Source organism: Pontibacter sp. YIM B11418 (genome assembly GCF_059278805.1).
Window position 1 is genome coordinate 230,998 of the sequence record NZ_JCAEMH010000004.1, and the last position, 14,874, is coordinate 245,871.

15 protein-coding genes and 1 tRNA gene are annotated in these 14,874 nt (G+C 49.2%); 6 read left to right on the plus strand and 10 right to left on the minus strand.

The window, feature by feature from the left end; genetic code table 11:
• Positions 1-14 precede the first annotated feature (14 nt).
• The 3 genes from AC4QZR_RS11465 to AC4QZR_RS11475 are packed head-to-tail and all read left to right on the plus strand — an operon-like array spanning position 15 to position 1,987.
• Positions 15-530, plus strand: coding sequence for a hypothetical protein (locus AC4QZR_RS11465; protein ID WP_494481046.1), 516 nt, complete (start codon positions 15-17; stop codon positions 528-530).
• Position 531: 1 nt separating this feature from the next.
• Positions 532-1,281 (plus strand): LVIVD repeat-containing protein, encoded by a 750-nt coding sequence (locus AC4QZR_RS11470; RefSeq protein ID WP_494481047.1) that lies wholly within the window; start codon positions 532-534, stop codon positions 1,279-1,281.
• A 16-nt stretch (positions 1,282-1,297) separates the two neighbouring features.
• On the plus strand, positions 1,298-1,987 hold the full coding sequence (locus AC4QZR_RS11475) for a hypothetical protein (protein WP_494481048.1): 690 nt from the start codon (positions 1,298-1,300) through the stop codon (positions 1,985-1,987).
• On the opposite strand, the gene AC4QZR_RS11480 is transcribed toward AC4QZR_RS11475, so the two are convergent.
• From AC4QZR_RS11480 to mltG, 9 genes are all read right to left on the minus strand, one after another.
• Positions 1,984-2,106, minus strand: coding sequence for a Fic/DOC family N-terminal domain-containing protein (locus AC4QZR_RS11480; RefSeq protein ID WP_494481259.1), 123 nt, complete (start codon positions 2,104-2,106; stop codon positions 1,984-1,986). The genes AC4QZR_RS11475 and AC4QZR_RS11480 overlap by 4 nt on opposite strands.
• Complete coding sequence (locus AC4QZR_RS11485; protein ID WP_494481049.1) at positions 2,107-2,235, minus strand: hypothetical protein; 129 nt, start codon at positions 2,233-2,235, stop codon at positions 2,107-2,109.
• 822 nt (positions 2,236-3,057) lie between these two features.
• On the minus strand, positions 3,058-3,837 hold the full coding sequence (locus AC4QZR_RS11490; RefSeq protein ID WP_494481050.1) for an ATP-binding protein: 780 nt from the start codon (positions 3,835-3,837) through the stop codon (positions 3,058-3,060).
• Positions 3,838-3,945: 108 nt separating this feature from the next.
• Complete coding sequence (locus tag AC4QZR_RS11495) at positions 3,946-4,713, minus strand: AlbA family DNA-binding domain-containing protein (RefSeq protein ID WP_494481051.1); 768 nt, start codon at positions 4,711-4,713, stop codon at positions 3,946-3,948.
• Positions 4,714-5,133: 420 nt separating this feature from the next.
• Positions 5,134-6,384, minus strand: a complete 1,251-nt coding sequence (locus AC4QZR_RS11500) for a site-specific integrase (RefSeq protein WP_494481052.1) — start codon at positions 6,382-6,384, stop codon at positions 5,134-5,136.
• Positions 6,385-6,600: 216 nt separating this feature from the next.
• Positions 6,601-6,685, minus strand: a tRNA-Ser gene (locus tag AC4QZR_RS11505).
• A 174-nt stretch (positions 6,686-6,859) separates the two neighbouring features.
• Positions 6,860-7,834, minus strand: coding sequence for a YihY/virulence factor BrkB family protein (locus tag AC4QZR_RS11510; RefSeq protein ID WP_253402594.1), 975 nt, complete (start codon positions 7,832-7,834; stop codon positions 6,860-6,862).
• Entirely contained in the window at positions 7,831-8,244 is a 414-nt protein-coding gene (locus AC4QZR_RS11515) for an acyl-CoA thioesterase (RefSeq protein WP_494481053.1), read from the minus strand. Before AC4QZR_RS11515 ends, AC4QZR_RS11510 begins: the two co-directional genes overlap by 4 nt.
• Before the next feature lie 102 nt (positions 8,245-8,346).
• On the minus strand, positions 8,347-9,417 hold the full coding sequence (mltG, locus tag AC4QZR_RS11520) for an endolytic transglycosylase MltG (RefSeq protein ID WP_494481054.1): 1,071 nt from the start codon (positions 9,415-9,417) through the stop codon (positions 8,347-8,349).
• Between the two features lie 211 nt (positions 9,418-9,628).
• Between mltG and AC4QZR_RS11525 the strand changes: the two genes are divergently transcribed.
• Complete coding sequence (locus AC4QZR_RS11525; protein WP_494481055.1) at positions 9,629-10,255, plus strand: L-threonylcarbamoyladenylate synthase; 627 nt, start codon at positions 9,629-9,631, stop codon at positions 10,253-10,255.
• Positions 10,256-10,308: 53 nt separating this feature from the next.
• Here the strand turns inward: AC4QZR_RS11525 and AC4QZR_RS11530 are convergent, their stop codons facing one another.
• Positions 10,309-11,220 (minus strand): lysophospholipid acyltransferase family protein, encoded by a 912-nt coding sequence (locus AC4QZR_RS11530; RefSeq protein ID WP_494481056.1) that lies wholly within the window; start codon positions 11,218-11,220, stop codon positions 10,309-10,311.
• 196 nt (positions 11,221-11,416) lie between these two features.
• Here AC4QZR_RS11530 and AC4QZR_RS11535 point away from each other — a divergent pair, with 196 nt between their 5' ends.
• Both AC4QZR_RS11535 and AC4QZR_RS11540 read left to right on the plus strand, forming a co-directional pair.
• On the plus strand, positions 11,417-12,022 hold the full coding sequence (locus AC4QZR_RS11535) for a WbqC family protein (protein WP_253402584.1): 606 nt from the start codon (positions 11,417-11,419) through the stop codon (positions 12,020-12,022).
• A 116-nt stretch (positions 12,023-12,138) separates the two neighbouring features.
• The gene (locus AC4QZR_RS11540; RefSeq protein WP_494481057.1) at positions 12,139-14,739 is read left to right on the plus strand and encodes an ATP-dependent Clp protease ATP-binding subunit; all 2,601 of its coding nucleotides are present in this window, start codon (positions 12,139-12,141) and stop codon (positions 14,737-14,739) included.
• Positions 14,740-14,874 lie beyond the last annotated feature (135 nt).

A 14,874-nucleotide genomic window follows, 5' to 3' on the forward strand; every position in this document is an offset into this window, starting at 1 on the left:
ATCCTGTCACTAGTATGAGAAAACAAGCAAAAAACTTTCTGCTGCTGCTGCTCCTGATGCCGTTGCTCTGTTCCTGCCCGGGCAGCGTAGATCCTATGCCTGAATCAGCTTACGCTCCCATTCTGATGAGCCGGCAACAGCTCGAGTCCTCCATTCTAAAGAAGGAGCCACGGACGATCTCGAACCCTGGTAAAATTTACCGCTACGGCAGCTATATACTTATAAACGAGCAGTACAAAGGCGTGCACATCATCAACAACCAAAACCCGAAGGTGCCTGTGAATATGGCCTTTATTCAGGTGCCGGGCTGCGTGGATATGGCCGTGAAAGATGACGTGCTGTATGTGGATAATGCCGTAGACCTTGTTGCCATAAAATTAAGCGGGATGGAGGCTATTCAGGTTGCCAAGCGTGTGCGCGATGCGCTGCCAAGCCTGTTGCCACCAGATAACCTGGAAGTATACTATAACAGGGCAGGCGCTCCGGAAGATGCCATTGTTGTAGGTTGGGAACTTAAAAAGCCGGAATAACATGAAAAGACTTCTACATATCGCTTCTTCCGTTCTGGTTTGCATGGCAGCCATTTCCTGCACCAGCGATAACGCTGCCTCGCCCTCGGCGGATGGCGCACAGGGCCAGGGTGGTTCTATGGCCAGGTTTGCCATCAGCGGAAATCATTTGTATACGGTAGATCACTCAAGCCTGAACATTTTCGATATTAGCACACCCGAAGACCCACAGCAGGGGCAGTCGCTCCCGATAGGGTTTGGCATCGAAACGATCTTTCCTTTTGAGGATATGCTTTTCATTGGCACCCAAACAGGCATGCACATTTTTAGCGTCAAAAACCCGGCGTTTCCCCAGCATATCTCGCAGTATCAGCACGTGGTGAGCTGCGACCCCGTGGTGACAGACGGGCGCTACGCCTACGTTACCCTTAGCACCGGCACTGCCTGCAGGTTGGCCATAAATGAGCTGCAGGTGATTGATCTGCAAAACATAAACGATCCGACACTCCTGAAGCAGTACAGCATGACGAACCCGAAAGGTTTAGGTATAGCCAACACCAGGCTATTTGTATGCGACGAAGGGCTGAAAGTATACAATGCTACCGATGTAATGAACCTGGAGCTGGAGCAACACTTCCGGATAAACGCTTTTGATGTGATACCGGATAACGGCAGACTGCTGGTTATAGGCAGTGATGGCCTTTACCAGTACCAGTATGAGGATGAGAAACTGGTGTTGCTGAGCACTATTTCAATCAAGCCGGCTATCTAGCCCAAAACATTCTCTTATGATGCTAAAAAGGGTTGCTGTTGTCGTTATACTTCTTTTTTTCTCTTCTCTGCTACAGGGCAACGCACAGGCTTTAGAGGCTGCTCCTGATAAAACCATAAGTATAAAATTCAGTCCGCAGCATTTGCTTATTAACGGCTTGCACCTGTACCTGGAGCGCATTCCGGAGCAAGGGAGCAGGCATGGCTTTGTTTTCTCACCACGGGCTTATAATGGTAAATCGAAAACCGTGGATCTTTTTGCGGGGCGTAATTGGGAAGACAGCGAGGATGACCGTGTGTTAGGTTATGGTGCAGAGGTGCAGCACAAAATCTACATAAACAACTACACCAGCCCAGATAAAAGCAGGGTGTACTTGGCCTATGGCGTTAATTACCACCATTTTAATTTAGAGTTCAAAAGAGATGGCTGGGTTAAAGAAATGGACCCGGAGGGTTTGGAGGTATACAAATACCGCCTCCGGCCTTTTAACGAGAAGATCAACCGCATAGGAGGGGTGGCCTTGTTTGGCCTGCAGGTTCCTGCATTGGATGGCCACCTCCTGTTTGATTTTTACTCCGGGGCAGGCATCAAAAACAGCTCTATCCAAACTGATTATTCCCATGAGCGCTACAACAGAAATGCCATGGACTATGGCTATTCCGGCTTGCATTTGCTGCTCGGGATAATGATCGGGGCGGCTTTCTAATCTTTTTCGCGAAGCTTGTCATGCGTTGTGATGATATTCTCAACCTCCGAGCTGGCCTGCGCTTCCTTCAGCACAATGGCATTGATGAGGATGCCCTGGTTAGGGAGTGTCCGTGCCAGTCACTTGAGCTCGGCCAAAGCAATGGCCGCCTTGCTCTCTTGCTTTAGGACAGCGACAGGCTCAATTTGATCCTGTGGCGGAAGGAGTGGTAGTAAACTGTTATAGGGTTTGCCGGTCTCTAATTTCATAGGCTTGATACAATATGAGACACAACTACCACTTTGGTACATGAATCATATTATATGTACCACAATGGTACACGTTCTTCACTTCACGTCCCAACTTAGTACACGAGCAGTGTACAGCCTGATGGCAAGTGCCGCAAGGCCTGCATTACAAGGAGCATATCCTTTACTATTTCTTTATCATCACCAATATCTGATTAAAATAACACCCTTTTCCACTCGATCAGACACACCGTATCAACGGTGAAGGAAAGTGCTGCTAAGTTTTACCTTTACAGTAAATTTAGTGCCTGCTCTCCGTCTGGACAAGCCCCTACCCTTGCCCAGAGGCTGAGGGGGTGCATCTCCAATGAACTAACAAAGTGACCTTATTTCACGCTTTCCTCTTGAGCCTGTCCCGGAGCTGCTGCATGTCATTGCTCACCTTCTGGTCCAGGATCTTGGCGTAGTGCTGGGTGGTCTACAGGTTGCGGTGCCCCAGCATCCGGCTGACCGTCTCGATCGATATCCTGTTGGAGAGGGTGACGATGGTAACGAAGGAATGGAAGGTGAGCGTCTTGCAGATGCCGCACTCGTCGGTTCCTTGAGGTAGGCGTTCATCTTCTGGTTGCTTAACACCCGCAGTACCCGGTCCTGGTTCAGACACTGCGGGTTTTCGTTATATCTTTCTAGAATGGTCAAACACAATTTGTTTAGGGGATTATAAGCAATTTCATGCGAAACAAACTCAAAGTGCATCTATTCAGTCGCATACTTCCTCTTTGGGGTTAACAGTATTTTATCCAAGATCATTTCTGGATCACTTATAGATCATTTATGGATCATTTATTCATTATTTCTTTGATTATGATCTATAAAGTATCTAGTACCTTTCAACACACCTTCTGTGTATAGAATTTTGGAATCAACAAGTTCAGCCAACTTCCTTTTTACTTTATTTCTATTTATTTCCGGCCCTATGCGCTCATTTATATCTCCAATGGAACTCCCAGGATATGTTTCCAAATCCATCAAGATAAGTTCCTGAAGCCTGTGCGGCTCAATCTTTTTAAGGTCTGTTTTGCCTTTGAAATCTATTTGTCTAAGCAACTCAGGGTTGACATGATATTCAGTTCCTTTTGTTTTGCCCTTACTATGGATTATATCGTGCTTCAAGAGCTTCCCCAACCAATAAGCTAACCCATCACTATTTCTCACATTAAGCTTCTTGCTCAGCTCTATAGCTGTCATAGTACCGTGTTGTGCAATCAAACCCAGTGTAATTATCTCCTTTTGATTAAGGCCATAGTCATCATTGGCTCGCGACATAAGCTTAGCCACCTCAGTACTGATGATATTCTTCATAACCGTTACTACTACTCGATCATCCCATTCCTCTACTATTGGCTCGGGCTTACCATGAAGTAGTAACACTTCGTATACCTTGTCATAACCGCTACCTTCCTTCTCCATTAGCATCAAGTCATAGAACACTTTGGCCAGGTGCGTATTGCGGTGAATAGATTTGCTAATGATGTTGGAGGGGGTAACACCTAAAGGAAGCAGCCCAGGTGAATGAATTTCTAGGCGGTCGTGGTAAAGATTAATGAAAATATCACCACGCATAGTATAAACCCGGTGTACTAAAGCATTTGCTATCAGCTCTCTGATCACTACCTTATTATAGTTGGGAATAGTCCTCCGGAATATTCCATCGGCAATCTCTATTGATTCTCACCAATCAGGTATACCTGTAATTATTTCATTAAGAAGTTCCTTCGGGTTAAGCGTGTAATCGTCCCAAACTCGCTTGTTCACTTTAACACCGTTTTCATCATATTTAATGAACTGCACAGCAGGCGAATAGTGCATTAAGGCTCTGTCTTTGCGCTGGCCTATCCAAAGCACACCTAAATTTGTCAGGCAATCACCGCTAGTGAAGAAGTAGTACTCTAACATCTCATCCTGAGACATTTCCTTAACGAAGCCGCTTACACGCTCCGAATTCCGCACATCACTTAAAAAATTACCTAGCTTAGCACCATCAGCTTGGCTTATGTGTACTTTTCTTGCCACCTTTTCCTCCCATACAAACGCTTGCTTTTCAGCAGCCACACGAATCATTTCATCAGGCATCAAAGGTTTACACTCATCGGCTATACGCATATAGTATTTACCATCGGACGTGGAGGCAATAGTCTGAGTACTTCTGTATATTTTAACCTCGATAAAATCTCCACCATTAGGTGCAGTCTGTATGGTCGCACTAATACCCACATTTATGGTTCGCTGGGGAATTACCTGATTGATTTTCTCTACAATAGATTTTTTGATCCTTTGATCAGCAGGAGGCATATCGGAGTCGTCTTCGACTCCGATATATATCGTCCCACCTTTGCCATTGGCAAAACAAACACAATCCTTCGCCATCTCAGCCCAATCTGTAGTATTACCCTGTACCAACCTCAGCGATTTTTTATCGAATTCACTATCTTCTAACATAACGATTTAGTCTCTTTTACTTTTACCCATACTGGTGGGCTGATGACGGTAGACACTCCCCTTACCATAGCATCGGGTTACTGCGGAAATACGTAGCGCACCCCAAAGACAAGGAACTCGAGTAATGCCTGGCGCATCACTTTCTGCTTTGGCTTGTCAAAGCCCTGCCACGTAGAACTTGTGGATGGATTCTAACACCTCCGACGCACTGATGCCAAACTCATGGGTCAAATCCTTCATCATCCAGGGCGCATCACCTCTCACCGTGATGGCAAGCAGTATGACGATGTCTTACGGCCGCATGCCACCGTGTTTTCTCATGATATTTAATTCTCAATTCGCGAATTGCAAATCAAGAGCCAAAGCTGAAAATAAGAATTTTATAGTCGGGCTGGTTGCTAAAATGGTACCTACTGTCAACTATAGCTTTAGCTTCTCGCGGAGCTGCTGCATGTCCTCGCTCACCTTCCGGTCCAGGATCTTGGCGTAGTGCTGCGTGGTCTTCAGGTTAGTGTGCCCCAGCATGCGGCTGACCGTCTCGATGGGCACCCCGTTACTTAGGGTAACAGTAGTAGCAAAGGTATGGCGGGCGATGTGGAAGGTGAGCGTCTTCCGTATACCGCACACGTCGGCGATCTCCTTGAGGTAGGCGTTCATCTTCTGGTTGCTGAGCACGGGCAGCACCCGGTCCTGGTAGAGGCACTGCGGGTGGTCCTGGTAGCGCTCCACCATCTGCAGGGCCACGGGCAGGAGCGGGATCCGGGAGGGCGTCTCGGTCTTCTGCCGCCGGGTGAAGATCCACCGCTCCCCGTCCATCCCCTCCCCGATCTCGGATCGTTTGAGTTGCTGCACGTCCACATAGGCAAGGCCGGTGTAGCAGCTGAAGAGGAACACGTCCCGCACCTGGCCCAGCCTGTCGGTGACGAAGTCCTTTTCCGCCATCCGCTGCAGCTCGGCCTCGGTGAGGCACTCGCGCACCACCTCCCGCTTGCTCATTTTGTAGCCCAGGAAGGGGTCGCGCTCCAGCCAGCCGTTCTTCAGGCACAGGTGGATGACCTTCTTGAAGTTGGCCAGGTACTTCATGGTCGTGTTGTGGGCGCAGCCCCGCACGGTCTTGAACCAGAACTCGTAGTCGGTGATGAAGCCGTAGGAGAGCTTTTTCACGTCCATGTCCTCTAAGCCGTACTTCCAGCGGATAAAGTCCCTCGTGTGCTGCAGGGAGGTGCTGTAGCGCTCCAGGGTGCCCGCGGCGTAGTCCTTGCCCACCAGCTGCCTCATCTGCTCATTGTGCATCTGGAATACTTCCAGCAGCAGCACCGGCTTCTCCTCCACCCCCATCCACTTCTCCTTGAACGCCTCCACCGTCACGGGCCTGCCTTCCTCGAGCAGTTCCCGGTGGTGGCCATAGGCCTTAGCCCGCAGCGTGTCCAGATAGGCGTTCACGCTCCGGGCCTCGGCTGAGCTGCCCTTCATTTTGCCCGCCTCTATCGACCAACGGTCAGGTGAGACGTAGCGGTGGGTGCTGAGCTCCAGGCGCCTGCCCTGCAGCGTGACGCGCAGGTAGATGGGCAAAAGGTTGTCCTTGGTGGTCTTGGCTTTCCTGCCGTAGAACAGGATACTGATCTTGGTGTCCATACAACTCCTCCTTTTATGCTTGAATTTAACAATCAATCAAAGGCTGCACAAGATGTAAAATATCTGTACATCTTATTTATAACCAGCTAGTTACACCTCAATTCGGGTACCCGGAAAAGGATCGGCTTCGGGTACCCGAATTGGTTACCTCAGAAAGGAGAGAAATCGTAAAATTCAGGTGGGGCTGAAAACAAAAAAAGCCCTTAAATCGCTGATTTAAGGGCTTTTTATACTAACTGATAAGTTACTCCGCAGAGAGTGAGGGATTCGAACCCCCGGACCTGTTACAGTCAACGGTTTTCAAGACCGCCGCGTTCGACCACTCCGCCAACTCTCTGTAATTGAATCGAGCACAAAAGTATAGTGTCGCGCTGAATTTTCAAAGCTATACGCAAATATTTTTCGCCGGTTGGAGCATTTCAGGTATAAGCAGTTGATTTAGAAGCGTAAAATTTTTCAGAGCATCGCTGCTAAACCTCGCAACGGTCGCTTATACCTGCCGACTAGATTCTCAGACCGCTGCCGAAGCAGCTTTTGCTTCGCTTTGTGCCGTCTTGCGGGTGAGGCGCTTTGTTACCGTGTCGATGCTCACGTTGATCTCGAAGCCCAGGATCAAGATCATCGACACAAAGTCAAGCCAGATCATGAGACCGATGAGGGCGCCAATGGAACCATAGAACTTATTGTAGGTATCAAAGGCACTGATGTAGAGCGAAAAGATCATTGACACCAGAAAGATCAGGATAGTCGCCACTACTGCACCGGCCGAAATGAAAGGCCACTTGTCCTGGATGGCGGGCACATAATAGTAGATCAGCGACGTAGCCAGCAGAAATAGCAGGATAATGGCCACATATTTCAGGATCACGATCAAGGTATAGGTATAGCTCTCGGTCACGACCTCGTAAAAGACAAGTACGTCTAATATCCACTGCCCAAAGAAGATCGCCGCTACAGCCAGAAACAGGATAGAAGAAAGCGCAATGGTCAGCACCGTGGCAATCACCCGCTTTTTAAAATAGGGCCGCTTGTAAAAGGTATGGTACTTCTTGTCGAAGGCATCCATCAGCGACATGATACCATTAGTGGACAGAATCAGGGCGAATAGAAAACCGAAGGACAACAGTCCCCCGCGTGGCTTGTTCACGATGTCGTCGATGGTGCCGTAGGCTACCGTGTACATCTCTTCGGGCAGGAAATCAGCCAGGAAGTTGAGAATGCTCTCACCCAGGTCCAGCGACAGGATGCTGGGCATGTAAGGTATGAGTGTGAACAGGAAGATGATGGTCGGGAAGATGGCCAGCGTAAAGTTGAAGGCCATGTACGAGGCGCGCTTGGTAACGGAGTCCAGCCTGAGTTCGCCCAACAGCACATCGGCCACCTCGTATACCGAAGACTGGCCGTTGTTGAATCGCCACCTCTTCAGGAACACGATAAATTTGCGATACGCTCTGCGGCGCTTCAGATATTGCTGGTTCAGCCTCATTCGCTATAGTATCCGTCCAACTTCTGGTGTATGAGCGCAGGTATAGCCGTTGGGCGCCCTGATTTCATATCGACAAACACCATGGTGGTTTCGCCCACGTTCAGCAGCGTCTGTTCCTCGTTATACACCTCGTACTCAAACTTTATACGCGAGCCATGGGGCTTGTGCTTAACAAAGAGCTTGATCGTCAGCAGATCGTCGTACTTGGCCGGACGGATATACTTACACTTCAGCTCGAGCACAGGCATCATGGTACCGGTCGCTTCCATCTCCTTGTAGTGTATACCTAGTCTCCTGAACACCTCCGTGCGGGCCACCTCGTAGTAGGCCGCGTAGTTGCCATAATAGACATAGCCCATCTGGTCGGTTTCGGCGTAGCGTACGCGTATCTGTACTTCTGATTCGAACATTTGTTTAAATGGTTGGATGGTTAAATTATTAAATGGTTGACCTCTTGCAGGCATTTATTATACCTGCGAATCAACAATTTAACAATGCAGCAATTAAACAATTTACTTCAAAATATTCCGCTCTGTCAGTGCTCGCTGGTAGCGGCGTGCGTTGGCGATGTGCTCGGCGTGCGTAACTGCGAAGCTATGGTAACCCGAGAAATCTTCTTTGGCGCAGAAGTAGATGTACTTGTGCGCTTCCGGATTGAGCACGGCGTCGATGCTGGAGATATCCGGCACGTTGATCGGGCCCGGAGGCAAACCGGCATACCTATAAGTGTTGTAAGGTGAGTCGTGCTGCAGGTGCACGTTGAGAACGCGGCGGATGCTAAAGTCACGCACAGCATATACCACCGTCGGGTCGGCCTCCAGTTTCATACCGCGCTGCAGACGGTTCAGGTATACGCCGGCCACACGCGGCTTCTCGTCGTTCTTGATCGTTTCGGCCTGAACGATAGAGGCCAGCGTCGATACTTCTTTCGGAGAAAAGCCCAGCGCTTCGGCTTTGGCTTTGCGCTCGTCGGTCCAGAAGCGCTCGTACTCGGTCTTCATGCGCTGCATGAGTTCTGGCGCCTTAATGGTCCAGTATACCTCGTAGGTATTAGGTATAAACATGCTCACCACCGTGGTCGTATCGAAACCGAGCGTCTGCAGATACTCTTGGTCGTTGAGCAGGCTGTCAATTTCTTCAGTCGATGGCTCTACGGCAGCGGCCAGTTTCTCGGCCAGCTGGCTGCGCAGCCGGATGTTGTTGAACGTGATTTTGAGCGGTGCCTGCTCACCTAAGCGCAGCACGCCGATCAGCTGGCGGTTACTCCAGTCGTTCTCGATCTTATACCTGCCTGGCTTTACCAGTTTGTCATAGTCCATAAGTTTGGCCATGAAGCGCAGCGACAGGCGGTCGATGATGGTACCGGTGGCCTCCACTGAGTCGAGGGCCTGCTCGTAGCTGGCGCCGGTCGGGATGTAGACATAAGTATCCTGCCCTTTGGTGTCTACGTTGGCCGTATACACGATCTGGTAGGCGTAGTAGGAAAAGCTCACAAACAGGAACAGAAACAGCACAATAATGCCGGGTAGCCACATGCTTTTCTCTTTCTTGACGCGTTTGCGTGGGGTGACTTCGTTAGCCATAATGTAAATAAATAAGCCCGGAAAAGGATGTCAGGTTCCGGACCTGTATAGTTTAGGCTACAAAAATAACACTATTCTTTCTTATCTGACTAATTTTGAACCGGCATCTGTTCGAATGGCTTCATCCACTAATCTGAAAGGCTATACCTGCAACGCAGCGGGCTTTTAATCAGTATGTCCTACCTAGTGCTCAACTTTACACGATAAAACTATGGCCAACGCTGTTTTCCTCCACATACATCCGGATAATCCACAGCCCAAAAGAATACAGGAAGCGGTCGAGATACTGCGCAACGGCGGAGTGATCATTTACCCGACGGATACCATCTATGGCCTCGGCTGCGACATCCACAATACAAGAGCCGTGGAGCGCGTCTGCCAGATCAAAGGCGTGAAGCCGGATAAGGTGAATCTCTCCTTTATTTGCTCCGACCTCACGCACATTTCCGACTATGCCAAGATCGACACGCCTACTTATAAGGTGATGAAAAAGGCACTGCCCGGCCCCTTCACTTTCGTGCTGGATGCCAGTAGCCGTGTGCCCCGCTATGCCGGCAGCAAAAAGAAAACGGTAGGTATACGCGTGCCCGACAACAAAATTGCCCTGGCGCTGGTGCAGGAACTCGGCAACCCGATTCTTTCCACCTCCATCCGTGACGAGGACGAGGTGTTGGAGTATAGTACCGATCCGGAACTTATCTATGAAAAATACCGCAACTTAGTAGATGCCGTGATTGACGGTGGTCCCGGCCAGAATATCGCCTCAACTGTAGTAGACGTCGCCAACAATTTTGAAGTGCTTAGAGAAGGTGCGGGAGATATTGAGGAATATCTTTAGGAGTTCTGAGTCTCGAGTCCATAGTTGGAATTTACTAATTCAGAACTAGTCACTCAGGACTCTGTACTTGTGGCCTTCGGCCGCTTATGTTTCCACCGCTTGTGCGTCCAGAGGTAGTTGGCAGGGTTTCGGCGGATGGAGGTTTCGAGTTTGCGGGCGAAGGCCTCGGTGATCGGAAAGGTGCCTTCTTCGGGTTTGGTGCTGCCATCAGATAGCACCTCAAATGTAAGGCGATAATGGCCGCGTTTGATTCGCTCCACATCCAGGAACAGTACCGGACACCCAAAAGCATGCGCCAGTTTTTCGGCACCGACAAAGAAAGGCGTATCCTGGTTAAGGAAGGTGGTCCAGAATTGAATCTCGCCGTAAGGAGGCGTCTGGTCTGAGAGCATGGCAACCACACGCGGCGTCTTTCTATTTCGCACAAAATCGCGCATCGTGTCTTTCATCTTGATCAGGCGGGCACCCAACCGGCCGCGCAGGTATAGCATTAACTCCTCAAAGAATTCATTCTTGAGTGGTTTGTATATACCTTCTGACGGGAAACCAAACTGAACCGAGCCGGCTGATAAAACCCATTCCCAGTTGCCGGAATGAGAGCCCATGGTGATGACAGTCTTATTCTGTTGAACAAAGTCATCGAGCACCTCCTGGTTAGTGAACACAATGCGGCGGCGCATTTCGGCTGCGTCCATCGAGGCCAGCTTCAGTATCTCCACGATCAGGTCGGGAAACTGCTGGTAAAAGGCCTTAGCTATACCTTGGATTTCCTTCTCTGATTTTTCAGGAAAGGAATTGCGCAGGTTTTGCAACACAACTTTTTTGCGGTAGCCGATCACATAATACACCAGCACAAACAAAAAGTCAGCGAGCAGGTATAGGACAGGCAGCGGCAACAAAGACAGGCCTTTGAGCAACCACCAAAGCGGATAATAAAGTATGGGTATGTTCGGAGATTCTTTCACAGGTATAGATCGCCTGCAAAGGTACAACCTATACCTGCATTATGAAATTAAAGAAATCGTGCTTATTTCGCAGGTAACTCCAGACAAAAGATCACTTGACAAAAGACAAAGGACTTTTTTTGAATTTACCTAGTCTTTTATCCTTTGTCACAAAGTCCATTGTCTAACTTTTTAACTTTCTAACTTCCAAACTGTCTTGCTTCTCCTTACCGAAACCATGTACCACCCGCCCATCCAGTACTTCGCGCAGGCGCTGCGGGCGGATGGCTTGATCATAGAAAAACACGAGAACTACGTGAAGCAGAGCTACCGCAACCGCTGCCATGTGCTCACGGCGCAGGGCATGGTGCCGCTGAGCGTGCCGGTGCTGCGGGGCAACAGCAAAGACAAGACCCTGATCACTGAAATAGAGATTGACTATACCCAGAAATGGTATAACGTGCACTGGCGCACGATACAGGCGGCCTACGGGCGGGCGCCTTATTTTGAATTTTACAGCGACTACCTGAAAGAGGTATATGAGCGGCAGCCGAAATATTTATTTGACCTGAACGTTGATTTATTGCGGCTTTATCTTAAATTTCTGAAACTAGACCCGACAATCGGGTTCACAGACAGCTATCAGACAGGGCAACCGGAGGGGATGCTCGACCTCAGAAATAGGATACATCCTAAAATCATTCCTGACAACTTGTACGTACAACCCTATACACAAGTATTTGGCAAACAATTTGTACAAGACCTTAGTATAATTGACTTGTTGTTCACACAGGGTCCGAAGTCGCTTTCCTACTTACAATAATGCCCCTGCAAAACTAAACCTTTGCTGACTCGGGCTTGTTAACAATCAGGGGCTTTTCCTGTTAGCCTCAACGAGTTACAACATTTTTAGACCTTTACATTTTTTAAAGAGTATACATGGAAGCTAAATTCTCGAACAGAGTGAAAGAGGTGATCTCACTCAGCCGTGAGGAAGCTATCCGTCTCGGACATGACTATATTGGCACTGAGCATCTGGTGTTGGGCATGATCCGCGAGGGAGAAGGAACTGCTATCGCCTTGCTTAAGAAGCTGGGTGTTTCGATAGATGAACTGAAGTACGCTTTGGAACAGGCTACACGAAACACCGCTTCTCAGAACAGCAACATTACCGGCAGCATTCCGCTTACCAAGCAAACTGAGAAGGTGCTTAAGATTACTTACCTGGAGGCCAAGATCTTCAAGAGTGATATAATAGGTACTGAACATCTCTTATTATCCATCCTTCGGGATGAGGACAATATTTCTTCACAAATCCTAGCGAAATTCAACGTGAACTACGAAGCGATAAGAGACTCTCTGGATTATCATAGCAATAATCCACTGGCATCGTCTGACACAGACGATAATGATGATTCTGACAAATTGTTTGGTTCTTCACGCGCTGGCAGCAGCTCGAGCAAGAAGCCCGGTGAAAAATCGCGCACTCCGGTGCTCGATAATTTTGGCCGTGACCTGACCAAACTGGCAGAAGATGACAAGCTCGACCCGATTGTGGGCCGTGAGAAAGAAATCGAACGCGTGGCCCAGGTACTGAGCCGTCGTAAGAAAAACAACCCGATCCTGATCGGTGAGCCTGGTGTAGGTAAAACAGCTATTGCTGAAGGGCTTGCGCTGCGCATTGTACAGAAAAAGGTAAGCCGCGTGCTCTTCAACAAGCGTGTGGTAACCCTGGATCTTGCCTCTCTGGTGGCGGGCACCAAGTACCGTGGTCAGTTCGAAGAGCGTATGAAAGCCGTGATGAACGAGCTCGAGAAGTCTCCGGACGTGATCCTGTTCATTGACGAGCTGCATACAATTGTAGGTGCTGGTGGCGCTTCCGGTTCGCTGGATGCCTCCAACATGTTCAAGCCGGCCCTGGCCCGTGGCGAAATACAATGCATTGGCGCGACCACGCTTGACGAGTACCGCCAGTACATTGAGAAAGATGGTGCGTTGGCCCGTCGTTTCCAGATCGTGATGGTAGATCCTACCACACCGGAAGAGACCATGGAGATTCTGCACAACATCAAAGACAAGTACCAGGATCACCACCACGTAAACTACACTGATAAGGCAATCGAGGCCTGTGTGAAGCTTTCGGACCGCTACATGAGCGACCGTTTCCTTCCGGACAAGGCGATCGATATTCTGGATGAAGCGGGTGCGCGTGTGCACATCAACAACATCGTGGTACCGGAGGATATCCTGAAGCTCGAAGAGCAGATTGAGAATATCAAGGTAGAGAAAAACCGCGTGGTGAAGAGCCAGAAGTACGAAGAGGCTGCCCAACTACGCGACAAAGAGAAAAAACTGATTGACCAGCTCGAACAAGCAAAAAAGAACTGGGAAGAAGAGACCAAGAAGAAGCGTTATTCGGTAAAAGAGGAAAATGTGGCAGAGGTTATTGCCATGATGACAGGTATACCGGTGAAACGTATCGCACAGAACGAAGGTCAGAAGCTGTTGAACATGGCCGATGAACTGAGCGGAAAAGTGATTGGTCAGGAAAAAGCCATCAAGCAATTGGTGAAAGCTATCCAGCGTACACGCGTTGGCCTGAAAGATCCGAAAAAGCCGATCGGCTCGTTCGTGTTCCTGGGTCCGACTGGTGTAGGTAAAACGGAGCTCGCCAAAGTGCTGGCCACTTACCTGTTCGACAAAGACGACGCGCTGGTGCGTATCGACATGAGTGAGTACATGGAGAAATTCAGCGTATCTCGCCTGGTGGGAGCGCCTCCGGGCTACGTAGGCTACGAAGAAGGTGGTCAGCTGACGGAGAAGATCCGTCGTAAGCCATACTCTGTAGTACTCCTCGACGAGATCGAGAAAGCGCACCCGGATGTATACAACCTTCTCTTGCAGGTGCTGGACGATGGTATTCTGACGGACGGTCTGGGCCGCAAGGTGGACTTCCGTAACACGATCATCATCATGACCTCCAACATTGGTGCACGCGACCTGCAGGACTTCGGAGCCGGTATCGGTTTCATGTCGAAGACCAAACAGGACAACGTAGACGAAATCATGAAAGGCACTATTGCAAGTGCCCTCAAGAAGACGTTCTCACCAGAGTTCCTGAACCGTCTGGATGATGTGATCGTGTTCAACTCACTTGGTCGTGAGGATATGCACAAGATCATCGAGCTGTCGCTTGGCAGGCTCTTCAAGCGCATCGAGTCCCTGGGTTACAAGATTGAGCTCACCAGCAAAGCGAAGGACTTCGTGGCTGAGAAAGGCTATGATCCGAAGTATGGTGCCCGTCCGCTGAACCGTGCTATTCAGAAGTATATCGAAGACCCGATTGCGGAAGAGATACTGAAAGCCGAGATCGCACAGGGCGACACCATGATGGTGGACTACAAGGAAGGCGAAGAGAAACTGACCTTCGCGTCGAAAAAAGGCAATGGCAAGAAAAACAAAGGTATGGCCAACGACGGAGAAGAGGAAGAGACCGAGCCAACCAAGTCTTCGGGCGACGGTGAGAAATCTGACAAATAAGGCATAAGACCTAAGGTATAAGGGCTGTCCCGTGTGGGACAGCCCTTATTTTTTGTCTGGTTTATAGCTGTTTTCGGCTTATAGTTTTTAAATTTGACAATTAATCAATTCGTATCAGATAAATCAGATATACCC